Source organism: Nonomuraea sp. NPDC050536 (genome assembly GCF_044457685.1).
Taxonomy (GTDB): domain Bacteria; phylum Actinomycetota; class Actinomycetes; order Streptosporangiales; family Streptosporangiaceae; genus Nonomuraea.
Window position 1 is genome coordinate 99,635 of record NZ_JBITHD010000029.1, and the last position, 9,108, is coordinate 108,742.

Sequence of the window (9,108 nt, forward strand, 5' to 3'; positions counted from 1 at the left end):
GTAGCAATGATTGCAGATCTCGGTCTCGGCCGGATCCGGCTACGCCGACGGCCGCCCATGCCTACCGGCGCGCCGCTTGCTCCTGCTTTGCCGGGAATCTGCTCATGCCCCGGCCTCGCGGCGGCGCCGGTCGACGGCCGGATTCATGGCCATCCCGCGGCCGCGACGCTCGTTGAGGAGGGCGATCACGTCACCCACGCGGTACGTCCGACGCTGGCCGCGATCCTGGTGGTCGGCGCGTTCGTCGAATGTGTCGCGCTGTTGGGTGAGGCTCTTGCCGTCGAGACCGATGAGGCGCGCGATTGCTCCTAGCGTGCGGTAGGCGTCCGGGTCGCCAGGCACCTCGTAGCGAGGGGGCGCGTGCTCGCTCTCCCATTGGCTGAGAAAGGCATCGAGCTCGGCCTCGTCGTACTCCTCGAAGGGCTTCCCTTTTCCCGTGCGCGGCTTCGTCCCCTTCGGCATCGGGAAGCCGGGTTGCGTCCGCAGGTGATTGCGGACCGCGGTTTCGGCACGGCCAACCTTCTTAGCCCACTGGGCCAGTGTCACGCGGGTCACCTGCCTCATTGTCGTCGACTCTCCGGCTACAGCGTTCGGGGTGACGGCCAGTACGTCGAGCCAGGTGTCGCCGTGACAGGCGTCCTTGAGGCCGCACCAGCACGCAAGGTCGTAGCCGGCCAGTTCGCGCCGTGCCATCTCGACCAGCTCAGGGTGCTCGTCCACGTATCTCCGGAATCGCTCCAGCGCCCCAGATCGCCCGTACTTCTTCACGGGGAAGGGATTGTGATAGCGACTGCGGGGCAGTCCGGGGCAGGCTCGCCCGATGTAGATCGCTCCGGCCGGAATGTGGCCGTGAAAGAGGTCTCCCTCAACACGTACGCGTCGACTCATGGCGGCTACTCCTCGGCCTCGGCGTTCGCAGTCTTGATCAAGCAATCAAGCTGGTCGGAGGTAACGAACCTCGCGAGCCTGTTCTGGCCTGTGCGGAAGCTCATCATCTGTTCTCCTCGAAGAGTTCTGATTGGCGCGGCCCCTCTGCCTGCCCCCGGTCTGGGAGGGGCAGGCAGACAGCGCATCTGGTTGAAACCCGGCTTATGCGGGATCGTCTGGGTCGTTCCGGCGGGCGTAGTTGTGGAAGCCGTCGGTAAAGCGAAGATCCTCCGTGGTGACCTCCGCGATTTCTCCGATCCAGCTGTCAGGGGTTCCGGGGGACGTGGTCTCGGGGGCGTCCGGGTCGCCGTTGAGCCACGGCCACAGGTCGCCGACGAGCTCGCGCAACAATCCTTCGGCCTCTTGGACGTAGAACTGCGAGTTTCCGCCGGTACCGAACGCGTCGACGTAGTCCCAAACGCATACCAGGAAGCGACCGGACGCGGCGGTTATGCGCCCAAGGGCGGAGTTGACCGTTTCGCTGGTGTAGCCATCGACCATGCTGCACCGAAGATCGGCGATGCTTTCCAGCGGATCGGGACGACAGTCTTCGATCCGGGCGGGTGCCTGTGGGGTGTCCCGCGTCTCGACTCTGGACCTTGCCATGTGAGCTCCTATCGCTGTTTCGCTGGGTAGCCAGGGGGTTCCGAAGCCTCCGGATGGCGGGGAAGGCGGCGTCATCTCTTGCCTCGGGTACGGATGGCCACGTCCTTGGGGTAGGGCTGACGCACGATCGGGATGCGCACTCGCCGACGCTGGGCGCGGGTGCCAGCACGCAACGCGTACCGGTGATTTCCCGGGTGCCACAGGCGGCGAGTGTTGGCCGCCGTCAACGCCTCCTCCAGCCACCGGCGGGGATCATCCCCGCTGTTCATGAGACTCGCGCCGTGGGCGACCAGAAGACGCTCGGCGTATGCCCGGCCTTGCTCCTGGTTCCGGATCTTTGACATGGCCCGCGGGTGCAGGACCATCCCGTTCGGGAGGAGAGTCAGAGTGCGGGGCGTCCCGCGGCCGAGATACTCGGCGCTGGCCGCCTGGTAGATGGCACCGCGGTGGCCCGGGAAGATGATGCGGCCGTCCAGCGTGGTTCGCGGCAGAGGGTCCGCGAAGCTCACCAGGCCGCGCACGCCGACGGCGCCGGCCAACCGCAGGACCTCCGCCAGAAACCATGTCTCTCCGTTGCCTGGGACCGCATCGTCGAGGACGAACCGGCCAAGCTCGAGGGATTCGTCGTAGGGTTCGAGCTGGGGAAAGACGTTGGTCAGGACGCTCTTGCTGGCGGGGATGGACAACACTGCGGCACCGACCAGCTCCGGGGCCTGGCGCTGCAGGTCGAACAGCCCATAGCGCAGGCGCGCGGCGGGATAGGTGCCCGAGTAGTGGCGCTCTTCGATGAACCTTCTGGCCTCGAGCTCTGGGATGCCGCTCACGCCGTAGTGACGCGGGTCGAACCCTCCTTCGTTGCGGTGGCGCCAGGAGTGGCGCCTGCCGGGGCTCCGTCGCTGACACCACGGCGACGCGGGGAACAGCTCAGGCAGGTCGAGCGGTAGTTGGTGCATCGTGTGCTCCAGATTTCGCGGGTGGTTCGGCTGTCCGGGCCGAGAGGGGTTTCGAGGCCGCCGTACCGCGGGGCAGTGCCGCGTCAATACGGGGTGCCGGGGCTCGTTTGCCCCGGCACCCCGCCTGCGCGCCGCGCCGGCGGGGGCAGGGCGCGGTCAGGTGCGCGCCTGGTACATGCAGACGCGACGGCTCGGGGTCTCGTGGGCGCGGTATTCGTCGGCCTTCTGCTGCGCCTCGGCGTAGGTGACGCCCTGGCCGTGCCACAGGACCTCTTCCCGCAGCCACTTGAACGGCTTGGAGGTCGTGAAGACGTCGACCACGACGAAGTACTCGCCCTCGATGTAGCGGGAGGTGGTGGCGTTGGTCTCGATCGTGGCGGTCATCTCGGCCTCCTCGGCGCGGGGTCTGGTTGTTCGTTCCACCTTGTTCTATTCAACAAAATACCCGATTCTGTTGATTGGGCCACGAAATACGACTTTGAGCTGGGATTTTCTTCGGGGCTGTTGATAGCTGTTACCCTGACCGCGTGCCCCTACCTTCGCGGGTGGGTCATCTTGGCGGCCGGTGTGTCCGACCGTCGTCTGGCTCGGCCATACGACGGTTCATCGGCCGCCGCATTGTGTCTAGGGCCTCGGTGAGACCTCGGCGCCCAGCAGAGGCTGACCCGAGGTCTCACGCTCGAAGTTCCCTCCCGATCAGCGGCAGATGGCTTCGGCCACCACGCGCCCGATCCACTGTGGGACGTTGGAGCTGACGGCGTTCCCAGCCTGCGCGGTCTTCTCACCTCCGGTTCATCGTGTGGCGAGATGATCAGCCAGTCGACTGGAGCTCTTCACGACGCTTCGGGCGGCCCTGTTGGCGCGCTCCTTCAGCACGGGGTCGCTCAGGCGGTTCGCCGCCTCGGCGGCCTCGGCCCAGATCTCGAGGTCGTCGGCGAGGAAGGTCAGCATGACGCGGGTTGTGGTGCTGTCTCCGCCCTGATGGTTACGGAGATGCCGCTCCAGCTGCACCGTTTCGTCTTGGGTATACGCCTCATAGGCGGTGACCAGCGCGTCGGTGGGGTCGATACCGAGCGCGGCCAGGGCGTGTGCTGTGTCGCGAATCATCTCGATCGCGATCTTTAGCAGGCCGGAGCGTCGGTCTACCTCGTCGCTGGTGTGGCTGTCGAAGCCGCGAGAGCGGGCGTACTGCCCCAGGTTCTCGATGGCGTCTTCGACGCGGCGGCGGTTGATGTCGTCTTTCACGGCTTCCTCTTTTGATCTTCGCGGGTGGTTGGGGGCGGGTGTCCGGCCCGCCCCCTCTTTGTGTCGCCCTCGTGGTCGCTGGCGACCAGGGCGATGAGCTGGTTCGGTCAGGTGATAGAAGCCGCCTCGCGGAGGCGGTAGAGCATCTCCACTGCTTCCTGACTCATGCGTTCGCCGCTCCTGCGAGAGGCGGCCAGAAGGTGATCACGCGCCTGGGTGTAACAGGCGTGGGCGTAGTGGCCGGGGCCTGCTTGACGGCCACACCATTCGCAAGAGCCCGCTTGGGGAATGTCCATGATGCTGCGACATGGACGGATGTTGGCGAAGCGCTTGTGCGTCCCTGTGTCGAGATTCCAGCGGCTGACTCGCTTGGCGAGGTCAGCGGCGCGATGACGCGATCCGAGTCCACCAACCAGGCGTGACAACTCGGTCAGATTGCGGATCATGAGCCGCTTCATGCCCTCGACCCCTTCCCGATCCAGGATGAGGGCCCATATTGCGGTGTCAGCCGCATTCTGGGCCTCCTCGCTGATGAGGACTTCGCGGGGACCTGTCGTGGTGGAAGCTTCGACTCGATACGGCTGAAACGGCGACATGTGCCGGGCCTTTCCGATCTTCGCGGGTGGCGGGTTGAGGGGCGGGTGTCCGGCCCGCCCTCTCTTTCTGTCCAACAGAATACCCGATTTTGGGACGGATGTAAACCGTGTGATTGCTGTGACCAGGGGCTTTAAGGCTTTGCGGGGTCAGCTACGCGGGACGGATCGGCGCGGGAGAGGTGTCGAACCCGGTTGCGGCCGCTACCGCCCGTCGGATGTCGTTGTGGGTGGGCAGCGTGGCGATGGCGCGGCGCACGACCTGGTAACGCAGGTGTATGGCGATGGTGGTGCGGAACTTGCAGGGGCGGGGATCGGCGCGGGTGAGGGTCACGCGCACGACCCATCGCGGGGTGATCTCTACGTCTACTTCCGTGCCGCGCGGGTCTACCCAGATTGCCAAGATGCCGCACTCGGCCGCCACGGCTCGCGCGGTCGCCTCGTCGTCGACGACCAGGCCGTGAATCGCGTGGTAGATGCTGGCATGCGGCTCGGACGGGTCGGGCCGGTGGGCGCGGATGGCGACGCCGTCAATACGTCCCTTGGCGTCGTAGTGGGTGATGGTGGAGGAACACCAGCTTCCAACGGAGACATAGGTCAGTTCGCGCATGGTGAGGTCCTTTCTCAGAGGTGCTCGCGTGCTCGGCGCGCCTGGGGTCAGGGCTGCGCGGGCGTGGCAAGTTGGGTGATGAGTTCCGCGATACGGCGGGCGTGCTCGGGCGTATGTACCTTGATCTCGATCACGCTCAACCGGCTGTTGGTGATGCGGAAATGTGCGTTCACGCCGTCGCGGGTGTAGGACGTGGTGACCGTCCAGTCATCACCCGACGGGTAGGAGCGGGCATCGGCGGGGAGTGCGTTCGCCACCATCTCCACTGTCTGGCGCTGGCGGTCGAGGTCGGCCACGTGGTCGGCGATGGCCTGTAGGGCCTGGTCCAGGCGCTGACGGTAGTCCGGCAGCAGGCGGCGGCGGATGTCGTCGGCCACGGCGCGGGGTCCCCGGCTGATCGCGCATGTGATCGTCACCTGTGGCAGCGACCACAGCACTTTTTGGTAGCCGTCGGGGTAACTGCCCGTGATGCGGATGCGGTGGTCATTGCGCCATCCGCCGAACTGCACGAAGAGGTCTTCGTGACCTCGCTGAATCCGATATGTGCCGTGCGTGAAGTCTTCGACGGTGTATCCCTGCCCGAGGTGCTGCGCGATCCTTTCGGCGTATCGGCTGGCGGCATCAAGCTTGGTGCGGTCGTACATCGCGGATTCCGTTCTCGGGCGGGCCGTGCCTACCAGGCGGAGTAGCTGCCGCCGTGGTTCTTGCCGCTGCAGGAGCACTCACAGTTCGGGCCGGCGGCTCCCATACAGCGGGGGCTACATGGCTTGTCGGCCACGTAGAGCCCGCGCACCCGGTTGACGGTGAGCTGGCGGGGCGGGCAGTCGTGGGCGGCCTCGCGGTACAGCAGCCGGTCAAGAGGCTGTTGGGCGCTGATGTAGGCGGTGCGCCCGTTGAGCTCGACGGTTTGCGTGCTGCTGGGCCTGCCGAGATATGCCCGCGTCGTGGTGGTGATGGTGAACTCAAGGCGGCCGGTACGGCCGCAGGCCTTGCACCGGGCGATGGCGTGACCGTCCTGGGTCGAGATCAAGGCGTCGGGCTGCTGCATGGGTCATCCTTCGGGGGTTTGATGCCGGTCGAGGGCTGGCAGGGTTGCCCGGGCTCCGCCCGTGGGGGCGGGGCCCGGGCGTGGACTCATGCCAGGAGCTCGGCGATCAGCTCGGCATCTTCGGCCTCGTCGGCCTCATCGGCCTCGTCCTGTCCGGCGGCTCGGCGCGGGCCCGCGTGCCCGGCCTCGGCGGGGGCGGGGGCGGGGGCGGGGGCGGGCATGAAGTCGTTCACCAGTTCGGCCAGTTCCTCGGGCGACAGCCCGGCCGAGACGGGGCCGCCCTCGTCCTGGTTGCTGGTGCAGGAGCAGCACTCCTCTCCCGCCGCCGCTCCGCACTCCGTGCAGGCCTCGATCGGCTCCGTCTGGGAGACGTCCCACACGTACATGACCTTGCAGGCGCGCAGCCGGCGGGCGGCCTCCGAGGTGGCAACATCCGCACCGTGCGTCGGCTGGCCGGCCTCTCTGCTCACGTCCTGGTCGTCCTTGGTGCGGGTGATCGGAGCGAGGATGGCCAGCCCCTGCTCCCCCCGCCGAACGCGCCGGCCGCGCTCGCGCCAAAACTTGAACGTGCCGACCTGGCGCACGTCGTGGTTCTGGGCCCACATCAGGAACCGGTTTCGCAGCGAGTGCCGATCGTCGAGGCTTCGCATCGCTCGAGCCAGGCTGGCCAGCAGTTCGGGGGTCATCTCCTGGGCGGCGCTCTCGCCTACGGCGGTCAGGCTGGCGGGGGTGTAACGCGGCATGTGGCCGTGTCCTTTCGATCTTCGCGGGTGGTGCGGAGGCGGGTGTCCGGCCCGCCCCCCTTTCTGTTCAACAGAATACCCGATTTTGGATTGTATGTAAACCTACATTGCTGCTGCGACCAGGGGTTTTGCTCTTTAGCGGCGGGACCTCACGGGTTCCCGGGGGCGATCAGCGCGGCCAGCTTGCGGCGGGCGGTAGTGATCACAGGGCCGATGAACGCACCTGCGACCGAGCCGGACAGCCAGTAGCAAGCAGCCTCCGACAACGTGGTGGTACTGCTCAGGCCCCACCAGACAAGGAAGGACAGGACAGTGATACCGACCAGGCGGCCTAGCAGGCTTTCGGCACGGTGGTGACGGGATTCTGACATGTCGATCTCCTCGGCGTGGGGGATGGCGGCCGGATTCGTGGGGGTCAGAGTTCGCCGGGGAGACCGACGGTGACGACAGGCCGCCCGTAATCCCAGCCGATGACGGCATGCAGGCTCACGCGGCGAGGCTTGCGGGCGCGACCAGGGCGCGGGGTGCGATACAGGGCGACCGTGACGCCGTCGCGGTCGTAGGGGTTGGTCCACGTCAACGGGATGCGGGACATCCACAGCACATCCCAAAGGCGGCCCGTCTCATCCTGGATGGTGCCTTTGCGGTCGTTGTCGGCGTCCGTCCAGGCCACTGCGTCTTCCCAGGCCGCACGGGTGAGGGCGACGGGGTACCGGATACCGGCTTCGGCAACCAGGCTCGCGGGGGCCTCGATGAGCTCGCCGGAAGCAACCAGGTCTGCGCGAGAGCGGGGGCCGGAGCTGAATCGCGACATGTGGCTGTGTCCTTTCGATCTTCGCGGGTGGTCCGGGGGCGGGTGTCCGGCCCGCCCTCTTTCTATGCAACAGAATACCTGATCTTAGGTTGATCGTCTACCTAAAAAGCGGCCCTGAGCTGGGAGTATTGGTCGTTCTAACATCCAAAAACTCTTGATAGATCGCAAGGATTAATGGCATAATGGAGATGTCGGCAAGGGGGTGGCAACCCCGAACCGACAGGCAGGTTGAAAACTCAAGAGAGGAGAACGAACACGTGGACAACAACCACGACCCGCTCGAGGAGCTGGGTGAGATTCTGCTGGGGGGTTACGTCCTGATCGGCAAGCTGCTTTCGTGGCTGCCGATTCCGATCGCCCTTCCGCCCGTCGATGTCGACGAATTCGACGCCGTGGTCGCCGTCGTCGCGATCGAGCGGGCACGGATAGCGATCAGGGATCTTCCCCTGGACGCCCCCACCGCGTCGATGCTGGACAGGCTGCTCTTGGAGTGGCTTACCGGCTTCGAACTCATCACAGTCGCGAGCGAGACGGGGCCGCTCCCGTACCAGGTGGACGCTCTGGCCTACACCCTGGGACGGCTCTCGAGCCTGGCGGCCGTCGTGGAACCAAGACTTCAGTTCGACAACTGAGGTCAGCGGCCGCCCCGGAGTCTCCCGGGGCGGCCGCCCGTCCACGTTCTTCGATCTTGAGATCTAGGCCGTCGCCCCGTACACAGCAATGGGACCGGTGAGGCGGAACCCCAACGGGTTCTTGATGGCAAGCCTCGCCGGTCCCAGCAGGTTGAAAACTCCCTGAAGGAGTTTCCCGATTGTAGCCCGTTGATCGTGGTGGATGGGGGCTCCGCCCCCCTTTCCACAGAGTTCGGGCCTTGGAGTGGTCATCCCGTCGCCTGATCCTCGATTAGTGCGGTGGGGGTGGGTGTCAAGCCCTTGCCGCTTGCGGTCGCCCGAAGGGCGAGGCTTGATGCCCACCCCCACCGCACTACCCCTTGGGGCAGGCGACGGGATGACCACTCCAAGCCCGGACGGCACCCCGTACGGCGGAGCAGCTTGACACGGCCCGAAGCCTGCGGCCATCCCGGAGCCTGCCTCTCCGGCGAGGAGCGGGGGTGCAGGGGGCAGCGCCCCCGGCCTCGGCCCGTTGGGCCGACAGCCCTTCGCGAAAACCCCGGGAACATCCCCGCGCCGGCGCCCGACCCGAACGTGCCGGAAGCCCCCGAAGGGCGGGAATCACCCGAGCGATGGGCAACCACCAACACCGCCCCGCCTTCGGCTCCGTGGCCGGCGGCGGCCAGCTGCCTACGGCGCGCCGCCTGGATCAGGTACGGCGGTCACGCTGTGTGCGGCCAGCAACCCCGTACGGCCCAGGGCCCGGGGATGGGGGAGAGAGTGTGAGAGAGGGGGAAGGGGCCCGGCCCGAAGTCACTGAGGGCCCCCTCCTCCTCTCTCTCGACCAGAGAAAAGAAGAAAGAGATCGCTTCCGCTTCCTTCCCGGTGGGTGGTTGGGCGGGGGGGGGACCCCAAACAGGGGGGTTGGCGCCGGGGGGGGGGGGGGGGGTTGGGGGTG

13 protein-coding genes are annotated in these 9,108 nt (G+C 66.7%); 1 reads left to right on the top strand and 12 read right to left on the bottom strand.

What is annotated here, in order from left to right; all coding sequences use genetic code 11:
- Window positions 1–102: 102 nt before the first annotated feature.
- The 12 genes from ACIBHX_RS47045 to ACIBHX_RS47100 form a co-directional block, all read right to left on the bottom strand.
- On the bottom strand, window positions 103–888 hold the full coding sequence (locus tag ACIBHX_RS47045; protein WP_397074884.1) for a DUF4326 domain-containing protein: 786 nt from the start codon (window positions 886–888) through the stop codon (window positions 103–105).
- 201 nt (window positions 889–1,089) lie between these two features.
- Complete coding sequence (locus ACIBHX_RS47050; RefSeq protein ID WP_397074885.1) at window positions 1,090–1,533, bottom strand: hypothetical protein; 444 nt, start codon at window positions 1,531–1,533, stop codon at window positions 1,090–1,092.
- Window positions 1,534–1,604: 71 nt separating this feature from the next.
- Entirely contained in the window at window positions 1,605–2,486 is an 882-nt protein-coding gene (locus ACIBHX_RS47055; protein WP_397074887.1) for a hypothetical protein, read from the bottom strand.
- Between the two features lie 156 nt (window positions 2,487–2,642).
- Complete coding sequence (locus ACIBHX_RS47060) at window positions 2,643–2,870, bottom strand: hypothetical protein (RefSeq protein ID WP_397074889.1); 228 nt, start codon at window positions 2,868–2,870, stop codon at window positions 2,643–2,645.
- A gap of 408 nt (window positions 2,871–3,278) precedes the next feature.
- Entirely contained in the window at window positions 3,279–3,731 is a 453-nt protein-coding gene (locus ACIBHX_RS47065) for a hypothetical protein (RefSeq protein ID WP_397074891.1), read from the bottom strand.
- A 107-nt stretch (window positions 3,732–3,838) separates the two neighbouring features.
- Entirely contained in the window at window positions 3,839–4,327 is a 489-nt protein-coding gene (locus ACIBHX_RS47070) for a hypothetical protein (protein ID WP_397074893.1), read from the bottom strand.
- 151 nt (window positions 4,328–4,478) lie between these two features.
- Complete coding sequence (locus ACIBHX_RS47075) at window positions 4,479–4,934, bottom strand: hypothetical protein (RefSeq protein ID WP_397074894.1); 456 nt, start codon at window positions 4,932–4,934, stop codon at window positions 4,479–4,481.
- A gap of 47 nt (window positions 4,935–4,981) precedes the next feature.
- Complete coding sequence (locus ACIBHX_RS47080) at window positions 4,982–5,578, bottom strand: hypothetical protein (RefSeq protein WP_397074896.1); 597 nt, start codon at window positions 5,576–5,578, stop codon at window positions 4,982–4,984.
- 29 nt (window positions 5,579–5,607) lie between these two features.
- Complete coding sequence (locus ACIBHX_RS47085; protein ID WP_397074898.1) at window positions 5,608–5,982, bottom strand: hypothetical protein; 375 nt, start codon at window positions 5,980–5,982, stop codon at window positions 5,608–5,610.
- Window positions 5,983–6,068: 86 nt separating this feature from the next.
- Complete coding sequence (locus ACIBHX_RS47090) at window positions 6,069–6,725, bottom strand: ArdC-like ssDNA-binding domain-containing protein (RefSeq protein ID WP_397074900.1); 657 nt, start codon at window positions 6,723–6,725, stop codon at window positions 6,069–6,071.
- Window positions 6,726–6,874: 149 nt separating this feature from the next.
- Entirely contained in the window at window positions 6,875–7,096 is a 222-nt protein-coding gene (locus tag ACIBHX_RS47095; protein ID WP_397074902.1) for a hypothetical protein, read from the bottom strand.
- A gap of 44 nt (window positions 7,097–7,140) precedes the next feature.
- Window positions 7,141–7,539, bottom strand: coding sequence for a DUF6573 family protein (locus tag ACIBHX_RS47100; protein ID WP_397074904.1), 399 nt, complete (start codon window positions 7,537–7,539; stop codon window positions 7,141–7,143).
- Window positions 7,540–7,796: 257 nt separating this feature from the next.
- On the opposite strand from ACIBHX_RS47100, the gene ACIBHX_RS47105 reads away from it, so the two are divergent.
- Window positions 7,797–8,171, top strand: a complete 375-nt coding sequence (locus ACIBHX_RS47105; RefSeq protein WP_397074906.1) for a hypothetical protein — start codon at window positions 7,797–7,799, stop codon at window positions 8,169–8,171.
- Window positions 8,172–9,108 lie beyond the last annotated feature (937 nt).

Bases quoted from the DNA above. Each gene is read 5' to 3' on its own strand.
- ACIBHX_RS47045 (WP_397074884.1), bottom strand. From the start codon at position 888: ATGAGTCGACGCGTACGTGTTGAGGGAGACCTCTTTCACGGCCACATT.
- ACIBHX_RS47050 (WP_397074885.1), bottom strand. From the start codon at position 1,533: ATGGCAAGGTCCAGAGTCGAGACGCGGGACACCCCACAGGCACCCGCC.
- ACIBHX_RS47055 (WP_397074887.1), bottom strand. From the start codon at position 2,486: ATGCACCAACTACCGCTCGACCTGCCTGAGCTGTTCCCCGCGTCGCCG.
- ACIBHX_RS47060 (WP_397074889.1), bottom strand. From the start codon at position 2,870: ATGACCGCCACGATCGAGACCAACGCCACCACCTCCCGCTACATCGAG.
- ACIBHX_RS47070 (WP_397074893.1), bottom strand. From the start codon at position 4,327: ATGTCGCCGTTTCAGCCGTATCGAGTCGAAGCTTCCACCACGACAGGT.
- ACIBHX_RS47075 (WP_397074894.1), bottom strand. From the start codon at position 4,934: ATGCGCGAACTGACCTATGTCTCCGTTGGAAGCTGGTGTTCCTCCACC.
- ACIBHX_RS47080 (WP_397074896.1), bottom strand. From the start codon at position 5,578: ATGTACGACCGCACCAAGCTTGATGCCGCCAGCCGATACGCCGAAAGG.
- ACIBHX_RS47085 (WP_397074898.1), bottom strand. From the start codon at position 5,982: ATGCAGCAGCCCGACGCCTTGATCTCGACCCAGGACGGTCACGCCATC.
- ACIBHX_RS47090 (WP_397074900.1), bottom strand. From the start codon at position 6,725: ATGCCGCGTTACACCCCCGCCAGCCTGACCGCCGTAGGCGAGAGCGCC.
- ACIBHX_RS47095 (WP_397074902.1), bottom strand. From the start codon at position 7,096: ATGTCAGAATCCCGTCACCACCGTGCCGAAAGCCTGCTAGGCCGCCTG.
- ACIBHX_RS47100 (WP_397074904.1), bottom strand. From the start codon at position 7,539: ATGTCGCGATTCAGCTCCGGCCCCCGCTCTCGCGCAGACCTGGTTGCT.